Genomic DNA, 17,685 nt, shown 5'->3' with positions numbered 1-17,685 from the left:
CCTCTTTAACCGTAGCTACTAAGACATAGCAAAACCGCTTCTAGCGGTTCAAGCGCAGCGTTTCAAACCTCCACCTTTGGTGGAGGTCATGACTTATGAGTTTGATGGAGTTTTCTGCTATTTTTGGTTGCTGAGTTGTAGCAACAAATTACATTTGGCGGAATGTATCTCATGCTCGCCAAGCGCCTGGCGCATGAATCGAAGGACTGGCCCGATGACCTCCATTAAAGATCTTCCCCGTTTCGACGCCGCCGATTATCTCGGCAGCGCCGAGGCGCGCGCCGACTATCTGGCCTTGGCGCTGGAAGAAGGCGATGCCGCCGAAATCCGCCGGGCGCTCAACACGGTCGCTCGATCGCTCGGCATGGCGGCGGTGGCCGAGGAGGCCGGTCTCGGTCGCGAAAGCCTCACCAAGGCGCTGGGCGACAATGGCAATTCGGAATTTTCGACCATTCTCAAGCTGATGAAGGCGATGGGGTTGAAGCTCTCGGCGCTGCCGATCAAGGGGGCTGACGGGGAAGAGGGGTAGGCGTCGCGCGCCGGCTATTATATCTCGCTACTCTACATAAGCTTGCGCCCCGCTTTTGCCGCTCTCCCTCCGGCGATAACCCGCCAGTAACGTTAAATCCACGACAACCATCCCTATGCGCCAAATCGAGCTCCCGCGCGCCGTGCATCAGCCGTTGCTTAACCGAATGTCAAAAGCTTGCTGTTAGACAGTTTTAGAGGGGCGCTATCCAAACAAGGGGCTTTTATGGATTTCCTGGGTGTTTCCGGAATGCACTATTCCGGCGTGTCGTTGAAGGGCAGCCGCGTGATCGTTGCCGAGGACTCGGCGGTGTTTACGTCGATGATCAAGCAGCGGATGAAGGAGTTGCTCGAGATCGACGTCGAAATCTGCCGCGATTTCGAGGAGATGCAGAAGGCCAACGAGACGTCGGATGAGGAAATCCTGCTGGCGATCTCCAACATGAACCTGCCTGGGGCGGAAAAGGGCGAGGCGCTGAACTATCTCGTCGATGTCGGCATTCCCACCATTGTCTTCACCGGCACATTGCAGGACGCCACGCGCGACAAGCTGCTCGCCAACCAGATCGTCGACTATATCCTCAAAGACAGCGTCTTCGCCGTTGACATGCTGGTCGAGGCCGCCTGCCGGTTTCTGACCAATCACCATCATCATGTGCTGATCGTCGACGACAGCCAGACGGCGCGCGCGCTTCTCACAACCCGTCTCAAGCGCTACAATTTCAAGGTCAGCGTCGCCGACTGCGGCCAGAAGGCGCTGGAAATCCTCAAAGCCAATCGCGACATCAATCTCGTCATCACCGACTACAACATGCCCGATATCGACGGTTTCGAACTGACGCGGCGGATTCGCTCACATATCGGTTCCAACGAGATCCGCATCATCGGCGTGTCCTCGTCCACCGACCGGCTGCTGTCCGCCCGCTTCCTGAAGGCCGGCGGCAACGACTTCATGCTGCGCCCCTTCATTGACGAAGAGTTCTACTGCCGCGTCAACCAGAACCTCGATACGCTCGCACAGATGCGCTTCATGCTGGAGCGCAAGAAGCGCGCCTGATCCACGATATCGGCATCGAGGACCGGAACGGAGACCCGATCCGGTCGTTGATCGCCTGTATTATTGATGATTAAATAAACTCGCGGCGGCCCCGGTGTTGCGCCTCCCCTATAAATTGTGTTTTCTCTGATCATTTTTGGTGGCATTCGCGGAAAAGCTCGTATTTCCAGCGGGTCGCCCGAGGCGCTTAACGTAGCGTTAAGAGATGACCGCTCATATTTCAACCATATGATGAAGTGATCGGCGCAATTTGTGGATGCAGATCCGCAAGCAGCCCGGCATTTGCAATTGCGGCTGATATTGGTCGTTTTTTAGGGGATGGGCCCAGTCATTGTTGTGGGATCCGGCACGAAGCGCAGGAAGCGCGGCAACAAAGCGGTCCGGCCGTATTTTGTTGGTGGAGGACACCCGTTTTTATTCCATCGCGATCCGCGAGCGCCTTGAGCGTCGTCTCAACAGCGATGTTTATCACAGCCAGACCTTTGCCGGCGTCATGCGATTGGTCGAAGAAGAAGGCGACGGGTTCGACCTCGCCATTCTCGATCTTTGCCAGGCCGACGCCGCCAATGGCGAGGCGCTGGATTTCGTCATGAGCCGCGGCATTCCCTCGATCGTGTTCAGCGGGATTTCCAGTGATCGCAAACGCGAGGAACTGTTGTCCAGGGACGTGGTGGATTATGTCGCCAAATGCTCGGCGGGGTCGATCGATCTCCTGATGCGCGCCGTCGAGCGTTTTTTGTCCTACGCGTCCGCATCCATTCTGGTCTATGACGCGCGCGGCGCGCGCTCGCCGCTGCTGGAAAGTTTGAGTGGGGGCGCGCATCCCTTCATCGTCGCGGCGCGCGAAAGCGAAGCCATGCGCATTCTCGATCATTCAGAGGGCGTGCAACTTGCGCTGATCGATGCGGATGCCGGCATGGCCGACTGCGCGGTTTTCATCGATCGCGTGCAACAGCGCTATCACCAGGATCGACTTCGGATCATCGGCTATTCGACCCAACCGCGCGATGGCGACGTGGCGGAGTTTTTCCGCTCCGGCGGCGATGATTTCGTCCATCTGCCCGTCACTGCTTCGGAACTGCTCGGCCGCATCGATCACATGCTGGCGCTGCAGGCGCATATTCATTCGCTGCGGCGAATGGCGTCGCGCGACTATCTGACCGACCTCTACAACCGGCGCTATTTTTACGATCGCGGTCCAAAACTTGTCGAGACGGGGCTGCGCCAGGGCCAGGCGCTGGCCATGGGACTGATGGACATCGACCATTTCAAGCGCCTGAACGACACCTATGGCCATGAGGTGGGCGATGTGGTGCTGAAGGCCGTGGCGAAGCGTCTTTTGCACCATGTGTCCAACACGCCGCATATGGCGGCGCGGCTCGGCGGCGAGGAATTCGGCGTGCTGCTGGTCGGGGTGGAAATGCAGCAGGCGCTCGACTGCTGCGAAAAGCTGAGGCAGGATATCGGCGACATCCGCATCGTCGTCGGCGACGAGGAAATCTCCGTCACTGTGTCGATAGGCCTTGCGGCGATCACCGACGAGGAAAGCTTCGACAACTATCTCAACGCCGCCGACCAATATCTCTATCTGGCCAAGAATTCCGGCCGCGACCGGGTGTTTTCCGACTGTCAGGTCGCGCGCATGGCGGTGGCCTGAGCCGGGCGGCCGATTGCCATCGACCGCCGCCAGACGTCACATGACAGCGCCGTTGACGCTGGGCATGGTCGCGAGTTGCTTGCGGTCGGCGCGTTCCTGCTGCGGCGAGCGGCCATAGAGTTCGCGATAGCATTTCGAAAAATGCGACGCCGAGACGAAGCCGCAGGCGACGGCGACTTCGACGACCGGCATCGACGACTGCACCAGCAGGTGCCGAGCGCGATCAAGCCGGATTTCCAGATAATAGCGCGCCGGCGAACGGCCCATTTCCTGGCGGAACAAACGCTCGATCTGACGGCGCGACAGGCCGGCTTTGTCGGCGATGTCGACCAGCGACAGCGGTTCGGCGAGATTGTTTTCCATGATCTCGATGATTGAAAGCACCTTGGAATTCTGCACGCCGAGGCGGGCGCGCAAGGGTAGGCGCTGGCGGTCGGTGGCCGAGCGGACGCGATCGGTCAGATGCTGTTCGCAGACACGGTTGACGAGATTGTCGCCGAAATCCTCACGGATGAAATAGAGCATCATGTCCAGCGAGGCGGTGCCGCCCGCGCAGGTATAGACATTGCCGTCGATTTCGAACAGGTCGGCATGAACGTCCGCCTGCGGGAAGGCCTCTGCGAAGCCCGGCAGGTTTTCCCAGTGAATGGCGCAGCGCTTGTTGTTGAGCAGACCCGCCTGGGCCAGCACATGCGCGCCGGTGCACAGGCTGCCGACCGCGATGCCGCGATTGAACACTTCGCGCAGATAGGCGTTGACCGACTTGTTGCGGAAATCCTCGACATAGATGCCCGAACAGATCAGCACCATATTGGGCCGGGCCTCGCCGGTCAGGTTCTTGCGCTCGTCCATCAGCGACGTCTTGGCTTCCAGCCCGATGCCGGAGGAGGAGTAAACCTTCTGTCCATCCACCGAACAGAGCCGCCACTGATAGGCCTCATAGCCCAGCATGCGGTTGGCGATGCGCAGCGTCTCCACGGCGGCGGAGAAGGGCAGCATGGTGAAATTGGGCACGAGGAAGAAGACGATCGTCCGCTTCACCTGCTGGGTCTTCTTGGTAACGGAGTAGCTTTCGGGCCGCATGGCAGGGTCAATCCTCGTCTGTCGCTGAGAAACAAAGTGGTCTGAATGCGTCACTTTGCAATAGCCTTTGGGCGACAGTTTTTATCTTTTTTGCGGCAGGGATCTTTTGTTCCATGTTTCGACGCAAATATTCGCGCCGACGGTCAGAAAATTCACGACAGGAAAATTGGTTTCTCCAAAAGAAAAAGGGATCCGGTTTTGCTTCCGGATCCCCAATATCGATGCTGGCATGCGGCGTCACTTTTCATTCATTCGCTCCGCGCCCGGAAAACCCACATCCTTCATGACGTCGAAGGGAACATGGTCGAGCGCCTGCAAATCGCGATAAGCGCGCCAACGGCTCGCAAGGCCGCCGAGAAGAGTGGTGACGGGGCTGAGATAAGACCCCAATAGGCTGCGAGAGCCGGTGTGACCGGCGTCGAGACTGAACAATGCCATGATAAAGCTCCTTTCCGCTTTGCTGACGGTTGGAGTATCGCGCCGGCTCACCCATAAGACAAACGAATATGTGTGAACCTTGGCATCAGGATTATTGAAGCGTCGCGCTGGAGTTCGGGTGGCGCTTACGAAAATCGTTTGAGAATTTCGAGCATTCGCCGGGCCAGGGCGCCATAGGGCGGATAAAGCAGCCCGCCCGCCGAAAAGCGCGACTGGATGAACACCGGCTTTTCCTTGCTGAGCGCCCGGAAGCCGTGTTCGCCATGATAATGGCCGTAACCCGACGCGCCGACGCCGCCGAAGGGCAGGCCGTCCTGGGCGAGATGCAGGATCACGTCATTGATGGTGACGCCGCCGGAGATGGTGTTTTCCAGGATCTTTTCGCGGGCGCCGGCGTCTGCGCCGAACCAGTAGAGGGCCAGCGGGCGGTCGCCGTCATTGACCCGCGCGATTGCCTCGTCGACGCCATCATAGGGCAGTACGGGAAGAAGCGGGCCAAAGATTTCTTCCCGCATGACCGCCATGTCGGGCGTCGCGCCCAAAATCAGGGCGGGGGGCAGAACGCGGTTGGCGTCGTCGGGTTCGCCCAACCAGATCACCTCGGCGCCGGCTTGCCCGGCTTCTGCCGCAAGGCGCTTCAGACGTTCGTAATGGCGCGGCGCGATGATGCTGGTGTAATCGGGATTGCCGGCAAAGCTTGGATATTGGGTCAGCATCGCCGCCTTCAGCGCCTCGACCGTTTCCGAAAGGCGGTTGCGCGGGGTCAGCACATAATCAGGGGCGACACAGGTCTGGCCGGAATTCAGCAGTTTGCCCCAGGCCAGCCGGCTTGCCGTCAGTTTCATGTCGGCCGAATTGTCGATGATGGCGGGAGACTTGCCGCCGAGTTCGAGCGTGACCGGCGTCAGGTTGCGGCCAGCGGCTTCGGCGACTTTACGGCCGACGCTGGTCGAGCCTGTGAAGATCAGGTGATCGAAGGGCAGGGCGGTGAAGGCTGTGGCCACCTCCGCTCCGCCGGTGACGACGGCGACCTCGTCCTCCCGGAAAACGCCTGCGACCGCCCGGCGGAGCGCCTCGCCGAAGACGGGCGTGTATTCAGACGGTTTCAGCATGGCGCGGTTGCCGGCCGCCAGCGCGCCGACCAGCGGGTTCAACAGGAGTTGGAGCGGATAGTTCCACGGGGCGATGATGCCGACGACGCCGAGCGGCTGTGGCTGGATCCTGGCCTGGCCAGGCTGGAACGCCCAGGAGACGCCGACCCGTTTCGGCTTCATCCAGGATTTCAGGTGACGCCGGGCATGGCGGATGGCGGCGCGCACGGTCATGGTTTCGGTAAGGCCGGTGACGACGGCGTCGCGGCGGCCGAAATCGGCGTCGATGGCGCGGGCAAATTCGTCCTGATGGGCAATGAGCATGGCTTCGAGCCGGTCGAGCCGATCGCGGCGTGCGCCGAGCGACGGCGTCATCTCCGCCCGATAAGCCGCCTGCTGCCGGGCCAGCAGGGTGGTGAGGGCAAGCACCTGCGTGGCGTCGTCGGCCTGCGGCCTATCTTGCTGGATCGTCATGTCGTCTCCTCCCGGTTCTCAATTGCGTCGATCCTCTGCGGCGCATGGTTCAAAATCTGATCATGTGTCAGTATTTGCGCGGCAAAGGCGGGTTTCGTCAATGCCGGCGGGCGCCGTCGCGGAAAAATCGCCGCTATGGGGAATTGCTCAGCCAATTTCGCCGCCGTCAAGATGGGGGATCCAACAAGGGATTGACGAAAACCCGGATTTCAGGTTCAATGAAACGCGATGAAGCGACTTCATTTGTCAGGTTTTCTGAAGGATTAAACCGATGGTCTCGCCGATCGCCTCCAGCCTTCCCACGCTCGAACTCGATATTCTCAAGACCTTCGTGGCGATCGCCGACACCGGCAATTTCACCACCGCCGCCGAACGGGTGTTTCGGACGCCATCGGCCGTGTCCATGCAAATCAAGAAGCTGGAAGAACAACTCGCCGTCAGCCTGTTTCGTCGTGACGCGCGTTCGGTGTCGCTCACCCATAACGGCGAGATCCTGCTCGGCTACGCCAGGCGGATGCTGGCGATGAACAACGAAGTCGTGTCGCGTTTTGTCACGCCTGATATGGCGGGCGTGGTTCGGCTTGGTTCGCCGGACGACATCGGCACATTGATGCTGCCGGCGGTCCTGCGTCATTTCGCGGAAATGTTTCCGTCGCTCGCCGTCGACGTCATGATCGACAATTCTGTACCGCTGAAACGGGCGGTGGCGGAAGGCAAGCTGGATCTGACGCTGTTCAATTTTCTCGACCCGAGCATTTCGCCCAATCCCGCCGAGCGGGTGATGACCGAGCAACTGGTCTGGGTTGGCAAGAAGAACGGCCAGGCGCATCTGCGCGAGCCGCTGCCTTTGTCGGTGTGGGATGAGGGCTGCATCTGGCGCAAGCGCGCCATCGAGGAATTGACCCGTTCCGGTCGGCACTTCCGCGTCGCCTATTTCTGCGGCCATCACATGGGGCAACTCGCCGCCATTCAGGCCGATCTCGCCATCGCGCCGCTTGCGCGCTTCATGGTGCAGAGCGACATGACCGTGCTCGGCGAGGCGGAGGGGCTTCCGAATATGGGCCATTACGATATCGGGCTGGCGGTGGGCGAGGAGCCATCGGCGCCGGTCAAGGCCGTCGCCGACTATATCCGGATGACGCTCGCAAATCGCGGCGTGGAAAGAGCAACGGCCGCCGCGGCCTGAGCAGGGCCGCGTCGCAATCGGCTCCATGAGTCCGCGCGGCGTTCATGTTTGGACAGTTCCGCGACGCTGATAGTCATCAAGCTGTCATCCAGTCTGCCTACATCACCATCGTTTCCCTAGTTAACCCTTGCTTAACATATAGGTATACGATGACCACCACCACTGTTGCCGCCTCCACGACCCTTGCCGCTCGCCTCAGCATGTCAGGAGAAGACATTTTGACTGTCGATGCCGGCGGCGTGTTCAGCGTCTCCGAAAGTTCGCAGACCGTGCGCTTCAACGGCGCGACCGACGGCGCGTCGATCGTCAATAACGGGCTGATCGAGAACACTGCGGACGAAGGCCGCGCCATCCGCTTCGAGTCATCGGTCGGCGCGACGCTCGTCGCCACGATCGAAAACAATGGCCAGATTGAAAGCGATGACGACGCGATCCAGATCCAGTCCGGCGCGGTGACAGCGGGGCAGGTGACCATCACCAACACCGGCGATATCGAATCCGCCAGCGGCCAGGCGATCGATTTCGCGGGCGGGACTACGGATTTCATCGCCGCCATCGTCAACAGCGGCAATATTCTCGGCGCAGTCAATGACGGCGTCCGCATCGGCGGCGTCGGCGACATCGACAATTCCGGCACGATCTATGGCGGCAGCGGCGACGATCTGATCGAAAACGCCGATGGCGTCCAGTTCGAGGAAGGCTCGTCCGGCTCGGTCAACAATCTGGCCGGCGTCATCCTTGGCGACCGCCACGGCGTCAATGCCGATGAAGACACCGTGATCACCGTCGACAATGCCGAAGGCGCCGAAATCACCGGCAGCAACGGTTCGGGCGTGGGTTCGGACGGTTCGGCCACCGTCACCAATCATGGGGTGATCAGCGGCAATTTCACCGCAGGCGTCGACATCAACGGCCCCGAAGGGGAAGTCGCCGATGGAATCGATGACGGCGACGGCGATGGCGTCGACATCGACTTTCAGGCGACGATCCTCAATTATGGGGTGATTCAGGGCCTGGGCGCGAATGGCAATGGTTCGGATGGCTATGAGAACACGTCCGAAGGCATTGCGGCCGGCGGCGGCTCCATCACCAATTATGAAGGCGCGACGATCAGCGGTCTCGGCCTCGGCATCCTGATCGACGACAGTTCCAAGGGCAACGCCTTCTACCTCACCGAAATCGTCAACGAAGGTTCGATCACCGGCGTCGAGGATACCGGCATCCAGATCATCAGCGATCTCGACGACACGATCAGCAATTCCGGCACGATCACCGGCGGCAATGGCATGGCGGTGATCTTCGGCGCAGGCGACAATCTGTTTGCTATGACCGGTGATCATGCTCTGGTCGAAGGAAGCGTCACCGGCGGCGACGGCGCTGACACTCTCGACTATAGCGGCTACACGGGCGCAGTGACAGTCAATCTCGCCACGGGCGCGGCAACCGCGATCGATGCGATTTCGGGCTTCGAGATCGTCGTGGGCGGGACACTGGCCGACACGCTGACCGGCTCGGCCAGCGCTGACACGCTTCAGGGCGGCGCGGGCGCGGACACCATTTTCGGCGGCGCTGACAATGACGCGCTTCTCGGCGGAGAAGGCAAGGATACGCTGAATGGCGGTCTCGGCGACGACACGTTGCAAGGCGGCGCCGGCAACGACACCTATCAGTTGACCAATGCCGATGGCGACGTCATCCTCGAAGACAGCGGCGCCGGCGTCGACACGATCATCACCAAACTCACCATCAATCTCGACGATTACGCCAATGTCGAGAATGTCGATCTGCAGGGCAAGGTCGCTGTCGACATCTTCGACAATGATCTCGACAATGCGCTGCGCGGCAGCAGCGGCTCGAACGACATCCATGCGGGCCTCGGCAATGACAAGCTCTATGGCGAAGGCGGCAGCGATGTGTTCCACTTCGCCGCCTATGGGGTCGACAATTCCGACCGGGTGCTGGATTTCGACGGCAATGACGCCGTCGCGCTCGATCGCTCGGTGTTCACCGGGCTCGCCCGCACCTCCGGCCATCTGGTCGCGTCCGATTTCGTTGCGGGCTCCGCAGCCAAAATCGCCGACGAGGCCGCCATCATCTACAATTCCAAGACCGGCATCCTGTCTTATGACGACGACGGCAAGGGCGGCGACGCCGCCGATGCGATCGCCTTCATCGGCAAGAAGCTGCAGGGCTTCGACTTCAACGACATCCTGCTGCTCTAAAGCTCGGGCGCAATCTGGATATCAGGGCTCCCCGGCGTCGGTCGGGGAGTTCGTCGTTCAGCGATAGCCGCGTTCGGAGCGTTGCCCGGCGGCTTTGCGCTGCGCTGGCGTTGGAGATCTCAACGGTGATTGCAAGAACGCGCGCAATTCATGCTGGACGAGACCGCATCCGTCTGTCACAAGGCGCCCGGGATGCGACCGCCGTTATCTTTAGAACGGGGTCGGGCTGCTGATTGACGTCAGGCGGCTGCCGCGAGACCACGCTGGCCGTCCCGCTTTGCCATTAAAAGGCGCCGCGCTCGCATGTCGACTTCTGGAATATTCAGGAAAGCGTATACCGCTATTGCGCGGTTGGGCTCGTAAATGCGATTTTTAAAACGGTCAGGGTTATTCGGGTCGATGAATTGGCTCCGCCGCTTTTGCCAGTTTTTCATTTTCATCTTGCTGACTGCTTTGACGCAGATTGGAGGATTGGCGTATCTGATGTCGTCAATCGCTGCATCGCGGATGAGGATGCGGAGCTGGTTCGCCAAATTTTCCGTCTTTATTGCCTTTTATGCAGTCGCCACGGTTTCAGCCAATATCATCGCGCCGAGTTTCGGGCGGGTTCCTATTTCGTGCCTTGGGGACGGCGCAGGCAATGTCGCGGTGCGGTCGGCGATGTATTGCATGCTGAACCGCAACTATGTGACGCCTTCCATGCTCACTCTGGTTTCGGCGCTCGCTGATCAAGTAGACCAACGGTTTCCCGGCACAACCACAGTCGTGCTGGACGGCAACTTCCCCTTTTGGGACGGGTTTCCGTTGCTGCCGCATCTTTCCCATGCGGATGGACGCAAACTCGATATTGCCTTCTTTTACAAGGATTCCAGCGGCAACTTCGTCAACCGGGCGACACGATCGCCTATCGGCTACTTCGCGTTCGAGCAGCCGTCTTCGGACGACGAGCAGCCTTGTGACGGACGGCGCGACATCCTGACCACGCGATGGAATTTCGATTGGCTCCAACCGTTCTTTCCCGCCTACCATATTGAGGAAAAGCGCACGGCCTTCAGTCTCGAATGGCTAACCACCGAGGGCGTCGAACGGTTCGGTTTGGAGAAGGTCTTTGTCGAGCCGCACCTCAAGAAAGCGCTTGGAGTGGAGGGCGGCGCGATCCGCTTTCAGGGCTGCCGCGCTGCTCGCCACGACGATCATATTCACATTCAGGTCAAATGATTTGCCGCGCCGCTCTTAGGGCGCCACGTCGCCTTTTGATTGCACGGCCGCAGCTCGACCTTGTTCTGCCCGCAGCCATAAGCGGTGGCGCCGAGTATCGCTGACAATGCATTATGCGGTTCCCGACAGTCGTGTCTAAAGGGGAACCCCTCTTCGCTTGATCATCGAAAGCATGGCCTGCGCCAGGCCGCCGCCAGCACGGTGGAGCCGCCGTGTGGCGCCGGCCTAGCCTGCATCTGGCCGCACCGCGTCGTCAGCCCCGGCTGCGGCGTCTGCGGCGGCCGCCATCCTCGCCGCCATCCTGATTGACGGCCTTCTTCTCGGGCAAGGTCACCACCTTGGAGAGTTCCGGGAAGGGATCGACCTTGTTGGGCATGGCCATGGCGTCGATGAACAGCTGCTGGAAGTGCGGCTCGAGCGCGGTCTCGATCTTGTCGATGCGGGTGACCGTCTGCTCGATTTCGCGGCGATGGTCGCGGTTGAGCAGCGCCATCAGCGCGCCGGTGCCAGCGGCGTTGCCGACAGCCTTGACTTCGGCAAGATCGCAATCGGGGATCAGGCCCAGCACCATGGCGTATTTCGGATCGATGAACGAGCCGAAGGCGCCGGCAAAGCGGATGGTGTCGACTTTGTCGACGCCCTGCTTCTCCATCAACAGCTTGATGCCAGCGTAAAGGGCGGCCTTGGCGAGCTGGATGGCGCGGATGTCATTCTGCGTCACGGTGATGCGGGGCTCGCCGTCGCGCAGCAGATAGGAGAAGGTGCGGTTGTTGGCGATGATGCGCGGGCTTTTCTCGGCCATTGCGCCATCGACCACGCCATCTTCCGAGATGACGCCGGCGAGATACATTTCAGCCACGACCTCGATGATGGCCGAGCCGCAAATGCCGGTGACGCCGATCTTGGCGGCCTCTTCCTCAAAGCCCTCTTCATCGGACCATTTCTCGATGCCGATGACGCGGTATTTCGGCTCGAGCGTCACGGGATCGATGCGGACGCGCTCAATCGCGCCGGGGGCGGCGCGCTGGCCGCCGGAGATTTCCGCGCCCTCGAAGGCCGGGCCGGTGGGGGAGGAGGCTGCGACGACCCGCTCGCGATTGCCGAGGATGATTTCGGCATTGGTGCCGACATCGACCAGCAGCATCATCTTGTCCTGGCGGTAGGGGCCTTCCGACAGGGTCGCGCCGGCGGCGTCGGCGCCGACATGGCCGGCGATGCAGGGCAGCATATAGACGCGGGCGCCCCGGTTGATATCGAGATCGATCTCGTGGGCCCAATATTGCAGCGCGCCGGAAACGGCCAGCGCAAACGGCGCCTGGCCGAGCTCGGTCGGGTCGATGCCGAGAAACAGGTGATGCATGATCGGATTGGCGACGAAGACGCAATCGAGAATGTCGTGGCGATCGACCTCGCCCTCGGCGCAGACTTTGCCGATCAGATCGTTGATGGCTTCGCGGACGGCCTTGGTCATGGCTTCGCGTCCGTCGGGATTCATCATCACATAGGAGACGCGGCTCATCAGATCCTCGCCAAACCGGATCTGCGGATTGGAGGCGCCTGAGGAGGCGACGATGCGGCCCGACAGCAGCGACACCAGATGCATGGCGATGGTGGTCGAGCCGATATCGCAGGCGATGCCGTAAGCCTCGTTCTTCAAGCCCGGCCACAGGCTGACGATGAAGGGGCGCGAGGAATCCATGTCGCGGTGGATGGCGGCGGTCACGCCCCATTCGCCCTTGCGCAAGATCTTTTGGACATCGGGAATGAGATGATTGGCGATCAGCAGATTCTTCCAGCCCCAATCCTTCTCAAGCATCACCTTCATGCGGTCGAGATCGCCGAGCGGCTTGTGCATGTCGGGCTCGTCGACCTCGACATAACAGAGCTGGACTGCGGCGTTACGCTCGATGACGCGATCAGAGGCTGCCTTGCGCACCACCTGGGCGTTGACCACCGTGTCCTGCGGCACGTCGATGACGAGATCGCCCTGCACGGTGGCCGAGCAGGACAGGCGGCGGCCTTCGGGCAGGCCGCGCACACGGTCGTAGCGTTCTTCCTTGGGACCGACGGGCGAGATGTGATCGTTGGATGAGGAAATGCCATGCTTGGCGAAATGGCCTTCCTGAACCTCGACCTGGCAGCGCCCGCAGGTGGCGCGTCCGCCGCAGACGCTTTCGACATAGACCCCCAATTGTCGCGCCGCCTCCAAAACCGGCGTTCCGACCGGGAACCGGCCGCGCTTGCCCGAGGGCATGAAGAGGACGAGGGGATCTTTTTCGAATGCGTCTGTCATGATTGTCTTTCCGGCGTCTTCAAGGGACGGGGATGGATCTGGCACGCAAGCAGGATGCCCGCGATGACGCTGTGATAGTTGTCTATTCCCGACATGAAAAGATCACCGGGCGGAAAATTGGTCGCAGGCGCGGCAGGCAAACTCTGAAATGGCGAGGAACGATCGGGAGAGCGCGCAGTTGGACGGGGCCACCAACCGAAAGGGACGTCCATGTTCATGAGAATAGATCAGCTCCAGGCGGAGCTGCCTGCGCCGAAGCGCGCGGATCCGAATGCCGCCGCTGCGCTTCAGGAACTGCTTGGCGGGAAATATGGCGAGATGTCGACGCTTGGAAACTACATGTTCCAGAGCTTCAATTTTCGATCCAAATCAAAGCTGCGCCCGTTCTACAGTCTCGTGGCGAGCATCACGGCCGAAGAACTCGGCCATGTGGAACTCGTCAGCAACGGCGTCGCCATGCTCAACAACGGGCCGGAAATTCCGGACGGCGACACGGGCGATGGCGGGGACATTTCCGGCGCGCCCTTCGAGGACATGAAGGACATTCGGCTGGCTGCCGCCTTCCTCTCAAATGGCGGCGGCGCGACCCCGGTCAACAGCAACGGAGCGTCGTGGAACAACGATTTCATCACCACGACCGGCAATATCGTCGTTGATCTTCTGCATAACTTCCATCTCGAATGCGGCGCGCGCCTTCACAAGCTCCGGGTTTATGAAACGGTCACCGATCCGACCGGCCGCGAAGTCTGCGGCTATCTGCTTGTGCGCGGATCCGTCCATGCGCATGCCTATGCGCTTGCCCTGCAAAAGATAACCGGCGTTGACGTCAAGAAATTCCTGCCCACGCCCAACATCCCGCTCGACAAGATCCCGGAATGCCAGAAATATCTGGATGAAGGCTCCCATCGCCGGCTCTATACGTGGAGCCCCAATGACTACAAGGAGATCGCCGGCATCTGGAGCAATGACGAGGTTGCGCTGCCGGGCGATCCGCCGGGCGAACTTGAGGTCGTCGACGGGATGCCGGAAGGCGGCAAGATCCATCAGTTTGTCGGCGTTCCCTCGGCCTTTACGCCCGACTATGCGCCTGAGGAAATGTTCGAGATCGCCGAGAAGCTTTACAAAAAGTCTCGCTAACTGAGAACGGGGCGCTGTGTTCGGCGCCCCGAGCTTTCCTTCAATTTATGTTCAAGAGAGCTCAGTGGGCGCTTCGACGTGAGGCTCCTGACGGATCGGCTGTCGAAACCTCATGGTCTGCATGCCCCATATGCGAGACACACGCCAGTCAGGTAACGGCCAGGATCGTCCCGGTGTCATACTGACGGACGAAATCCACCCGCGCACCGTCCCAGTGATAGCAGTAGTGTCGTCCCTGGACGGGAATAGGGATGACATCTGGCCAGAAGACACCAATACAACGTTGACCCGTCATGCGGACGCTGTTCCACAGGAGGCCGTTGCTTCCCTGCGCCCGAAGCCCACGTCCCTCGACATGCGACGCGGTGTAAACATCGGGATGCAGGACGTCAGGCACGGCATTCACGTCATAAAGGACTTGATCGATGCTACCCACCAGGACCCGAAAGTCCGAAGTCCATCCCGGGGATTGAGAGGTTGCACGCATGAAGCGCTGATGATGATGGATCGTTTCGGCCAGAGCGACGTCTTCGCTTTCGCCGGCATAGTAAATGCCATAGCTCCCGTCTGTGAAGCGTCCGGGGCGCGCTGTCGAGCAATGGACGAATGGGGCCATCACATAGCTGGCGCCGATCCCCGTTACGCGACGATGCGCCGGCACCTTCCCGAGGTCGCCGACCTCGTGCCGGATCCGCGGGTTGGTTTTTGCCTCCACCGCGACAAGGAGCTCCCAGTCATGCGGATCGGCGATATCCTCAAAAAGATTGATCGGCGGATAGATCGATCGGATGATTCGGTAGGTTTTCGGCCATTCTATGCGCGTGGGGACAGCGAGGCCGCTCACCATGCGCTTCGCTCGGCGTCGAGCCATTCACGCATCACGGCTAGATCGGACAGTTCGCCGCCCAGCATGATGTCCAGCGCCGACTTGCCGCCAAAGGCCGCATTGGGGGTCTTGATCCAGTCATAGCCTCTCGCGGGATCCTTGAAGAGATGGCGCAGTCCCTTGTGGATGCCCATCAGATGCGCCATGCGCATCTTCAGGTCCCGGGGGATGCGACCCGCATTGCCTTCTTTCCATCGCGCCCAGGTGCGCGGGGACAGTCCGCCGAGCAGTATGCAGGACTGCGCGTCCGTCAGCTTCCAGGCGTTGAAGAGGTTTACCGTCGTCCGGGCGAGGGCGGCTGCTTCCTCGTCGGAGATTTCGGTCAATCCGTTTTGAATAGGGGTCGCTGAAATGCGTTGGAGTTGCATGGCATCCTCGCTTTCTGGCGTATATATAGCTCATTTCTGCCAAATGGCAAATATGATGCGCAGACGTTGGTCTTGCCGAGAAATTGGGGTGCGACGTTGTCGTATGGGGGCAGGATCATTCCGAAATCAAAAAAGCCCGGCGCTTTCGCAACCGGGCTTTCCAAAAATCAAAGGCTTTCGCTTATTCCGTTGGCGCAGCGCCGCCGACGCGAGCGGCGCGGCCGCCGCGACGGCCGCCGCCGGTCGAGGCCGATGCCGGCGACGGAGCAGGGGCAGCGCCGCCTTCGGCGGGCTTGTAGTCGCGATAGGTCTTGATCCAGTTGTAGCAGTTTTCGTCGGTGCCGTTGAGCACGTTGGCGGCGCGCACGGCTTCCATTTCGGCCGGGCGGCAGGGGTTCATGATCGCGCTGGTCATGCCGGCGCCGATGACCATCGGGATGAAGCCGGCATTGATGCCATGGCGATGCGGCAGGCCGAAGGAGATGTTGGACAGGCCGCAGGTGGTGTTGACCTTGAGTTCTTCACGCAGGCGGCGCACCAGCGCAAAAACCTGCAGACCGGCCGAGCCGACGGCGCCGATCGGCATGACCAGCGGATCGACGACGATGTCATAGGGCTTGATGCCGTAATCGGCGGCGCGCTCGACGATCTTCTTGGCGACGGCGAAGCGGACGTCCGGGTCCTGCGAAATGCCGGTCTCGTCGTTGGAGATGGCGACGACGGGGACGTTATATTTGGCGCAGAGCGGCAGGATGGCTTCGAGCTTTTCTTCCTCGCCGGTCACGGAATTGACCAGCGGACGGCCCTTGGCGACTTTGAGGGCTGCCTCGATGGCGGCAGTGACGGAGCTGTCGATCGACAATGGCACATCGACGAGGCCCTGGACGATTTCCATCGTGCGCACCAGAAGGGCCGGCTCGGTCTCGTTCGGGTTGACCGACGTGACGCCGGCATTGACGTCCAGCATGGTGGCGCCGGCAGCGACCTGTTCGAGCGCGTCCTTGATGACGGTGTCGAAATTGCCGGCCTGCATTTCGGCGGCCAGCTTCTTGCGGCCGGTCGGGTTGATGCGCTCGCCGATGACGCAGAAGGGCTGGTCGAAACCGATGATGATTTCCTTGGTGGCGGAAGCAACGATGGTGCGGGTCATGTCCGTCTGATCCTCGAAATTAAGATGCGGCGCGCGCCGAAGCGGCTGCGGAAGAGTTCATATCCCAAGAGCCACGCTCGACAAGCCATTCAGCGGATTTCTTCAAGCCGCCGAAGGGGAAAACGTGGATCTGCTTGATGGCAGAGTCGGGGTTGGCGAGGAAGTGCTTTTCGATCGGGCCGACCACGTCTTCAGGCGAATGGCTGGTGGCGAGCGCCGTCAGCGACATGGCGTTCTTCTTGAGGAAGGAGATCGAATTGCCGACGCCGCACATGGCCGCGTATTTGATCAGCGTTGTGATCTTGGCGGGGCCAGCGACGCCGAGATGAACAGGCAGGTCGACGCCCGCAGCCTTCAGGCCGTCGGCCCAGGCGATGAATTTCTTGGCGTCGAAGCCGAACTGGGTGACGATGCGCACGCGCGCGCCGGTGCGTTCGGCAAAAGCCTGCTTGAGCTTGAGCGCTTCGATCGCCACGGCTTCCGAAAAGTCCGGCGAACCTTCGGGATGGCCGGCGACTGCGATGTCCATCACGCCGTTCTTGTCGAAGAAGCCGGTTTCGAGAACCTGCATGGTGGAGCCGAATTCACCTGCCTGCTTGTCCAGCCCGCCGCCGATGATCAGCACATCCCTGACGCCGGCTTCGCCGACAGTGCGCTTGATGCGCTCTTCGAGCGCGCTTTTGGTGGACAGACGACGCGAGGCGAAGTGCGGCACGGCGGTGTAGCCGAGACCGGTGACGCGACGGGCGGCGGCGACCAGCGTGTCGGTCGTGTCGGTGCCGATATCGGTGATGTAGACGCGGCTTCCGGCGGGAAACAGGCCAGGCAGGTCAGCGGATTCGATCGCCTGCTTCGGGGCGACTTCAATGGAAGCGGGAATTCTGGACATGAATGGGG

16 protein-coding genes are annotated in these 17,685 nt (G+C 60.8%); 7 read left to right on the top strand and 9 right to left on the bottom strand.

Going from position 1 to position 17,685, the window contains the following annotated elements; all coding sequences use genetic code 11:
- The first annotated feature begins 214 nt into the window (after nt 1-214).
- From M2360_RS13640 to M2360_RS13630, 3 genes are all read left to right on the top strand, one after another.
- On the top strand, nt 215-529 hold the full coding sequence (locus M2360_RS13640; RefSeq protein ID WP_280775720.1) for an addiction module antidote protein: 315 nt from the start codon (nt 215-217) through the stop codon (nt 527-529).
- Between the two features lie 225 nt (nt 530-754).
- Nucleotides 755-1,585 carry a response regulator gene (locus M2360_RS13635; protein ID WP_280775719.1) on the top strand — a complete coding sequence of 277 codons (831 nt, stop codon included), beginning with the start codon at nt 755-757 and terminating at the stop codon, nt 1,583-1,585.
- 397 nt (nt 1,586-1,982) lie between these two features.
- Nucleotides 1,983-3,242, top strand: a complete 1,260-nt coding sequence (locus M2360_RS13630) for a diguanylate cyclase (RefSeq protein WP_280775728.1) — start codon at nt 1,983-1,985, stop codon at nt 3,240-3,242.
- A 36-nt stretch (nt 3,243-3,278) separates the two neighbouring features.
- On the opposite strand, the gene M2360_RS13625 is transcribed toward M2360_RS13630, so the two are convergent.
- The 3 genes from M2360_RS13625 to M2360_RS13615 all read right to left on the bottom strand — a co-directional run bounded on the left by M2360_RS13625 (nt 3,279) and on the right by M2360_RS13615 (nt 6,328).
- Nucleotides 3,279-4,325 carry a GlxA family transcriptional regulator gene (locus M2360_RS13625; protein ID WP_280775718.1) on the bottom strand — a complete coding sequence of 349 codons (1,047 nt, stop codon included), beginning with the start codon at nt 4,323-4,325 and terminating at the stop codon, nt 3,279-3,281.
- 237 nt (nt 4,326-4,562) lie between these two features.
- Nucleotides 4,563-4,763, bottom strand: a complete 201-nt coding sequence (locus M2360_RS13620) for a hypothetical protein (RefSeq protein ID WP_280775717.1) — start codon at nt 4,761-4,763, stop codon at nt 4,563-4,565.
- 125 nt (nt 4,764-4,888) lie between these two features.
- Entirely contained in the window at nt 4,889-6,328 is a 1,440-nt protein-coding gene (locus tag M2360_RS13615) for a coniferyl aldehyde dehydrogenase (protein ID WP_280775716.1), read from the bottom strand.
- Nucleotides 6,329-6,599: 271 nt separating this feature from the next.
- Here M2360_RS13615 and M2360_RS13610 point away from each other — a divergent pair, with 271 nt between their 5' ends.
- Together M2360_RS13610 and M2360_RS13605 are read left to right on the top strand one after the other, a co-directional pair.
- Nucleotides 6,600-7,514, top strand: coding sequence for a LysR family transcriptional regulator (locus tag M2360_RS13610; RefSeq protein WP_280775715.1), 915 nt, complete (start codon nt 6,600-6,602; stop codon nt 7,512-7,514).
- A 149-nt stretch (nt 7,515-7,663) separates the two neighbouring features.
- Nucleotides 7,664-9,736, top strand: coding sequence for a calcium-binding protein (locus tag M2360_RS13605; RefSeq protein ID WP_280775714.1), 2,073 nt, complete (start codon nt 7,664-7,666; stop codon nt 9,734-9,736).
- A gap of 239 nt (nt 9,737-9,975) precedes the next feature.
- On the opposite strand, the gene M2360_RS13600 is transcribed toward M2360_RS13605, so the two are convergent.
- Nucleotides 9,976-10,269: a hypothetical protein gene (locus tag M2360_RS13600; RefSeq protein WP_280775729.1), complete on the bottom strand. Its 294-nt coding sequence runs from the start codon at nt 10,267-10,269 to the stop codon at nt 9,976-9,978.
- Here M2360_RS13600 and M2360_RS13595 point away from each other — a divergent pair.
- A complete protein-coding gene (locus tag M2360_RS13595) occupies nt 10,178-10,954 on the top strand; it encodes a hypothetical protein (RefSeq protein ID WP_280775727.1) in 777 nt (258 codons plus the stop codon). The two genes, M2360_RS13600 and M2360_RS13595, sit on opposite strands and share 92 nt — an antisense overlap.
- Nucleotides 10,955-11,207: 253 nt before the next feature.
- Here M2360_RS13595 and M2360_RS13590 read toward each other — a convergent pair whose 3' ends face one another.
- Nucleotides 11,208-13,247 (bottom strand): ASKHA domain-containing protein, encoded by a 2,040-nt coding sequence (locus tag M2360_RS13590; protein WP_280775713.1) that lies wholly within the window; start codon nt 13,245-13,247, stop codon nt 11,208-11,210.
- Nucleotides 13,248-13,457: 210 nt separating this feature from the next.
- Between M2360_RS13590 and M2360_RS13585 the strand changes: the two genes are divergently transcribed.
- Nucleotides 13,458-14,384 carry a manganese catalase family protein gene (locus tag M2360_RS13585; protein WP_280775712.1) on the top strand — a complete coding sequence of 309 codons (927 nt, stop codon included), beginning with the start codon at nt 13,458-13,460 and terminating at the stop codon, nt 14,382-14,384.
- A gap of 148 nt (nt 14,385-14,532) precedes the next feature.
- Here M2360_RS13585 and M2360_RS13580 read toward each other — a convergent pair whose 3' ends face one another.
- The 4 genes from M2360_RS13580 to M2360_RS13565 form a co-directional block, all read right to left on the bottom strand.
- On the bottom strand, nt 14,533-15,231 hold the full coding sequence (locus M2360_RS13580) for an RES family NAD+ phosphorylase (RefSeq protein ID WP_280775711.1): 699 nt from the start codon (nt 15,229-15,231) through the stop codon (nt 14,533-14,535).
- Nucleotides 15,225-15,638, bottom strand: coding sequence for an MbcA/ParS/Xre antitoxin family protein (locus tag M2360_RS13575; RefSeq protein WP_280775710.1), 414 nt, complete (start codon nt 15,636-15,638; stop codon nt 15,225-15,227). The genes M2360_RS13580 and M2360_RS13575 overlap by 7 nt, the downstream gene beginning before the upstream one ends.
- Nucleotides 15,639-15,819: 181 nt before the next feature.
- Entirely contained in the window at nt 15,820-16,788 is a 969-nt protein-coding gene (locus M2360_RS13570) for a methyltetrahydrofolate cobalamin methyltransferase (protein WP_280775709.1), read from the bottom strand.
- A 19-nt stretch (nt 16,789-16,807) separates the two neighbouring features.
- Complete coding sequence (locus M2360_RS13565) at nt 16,808-17,677, bottom strand: methylenetetrahydrofolate reductase (RefSeq protein WP_280775708.1); 870 nt, start codon at nt 17,675-17,677, stop codon at nt 16,808-16,810.
- Nucleotides 17,678-17,685 lie beyond the last annotated feature (8 nt).

The sequence above is a fragment of the Rhizobium sp. SG_E_25_P2 genome, from assembly GCF_029892285.1.
Taxonomy (GTDB): Bacteria; Pseudomonadota; Alphaproteobacteria; order Rhizobiales; family Rhizobiaceae; genus Rhizobium_E.
Note: the sequence above shows the minus strand (reverse complement) of the source record. Positions and strands in the feature narration are given on the sequence as shown.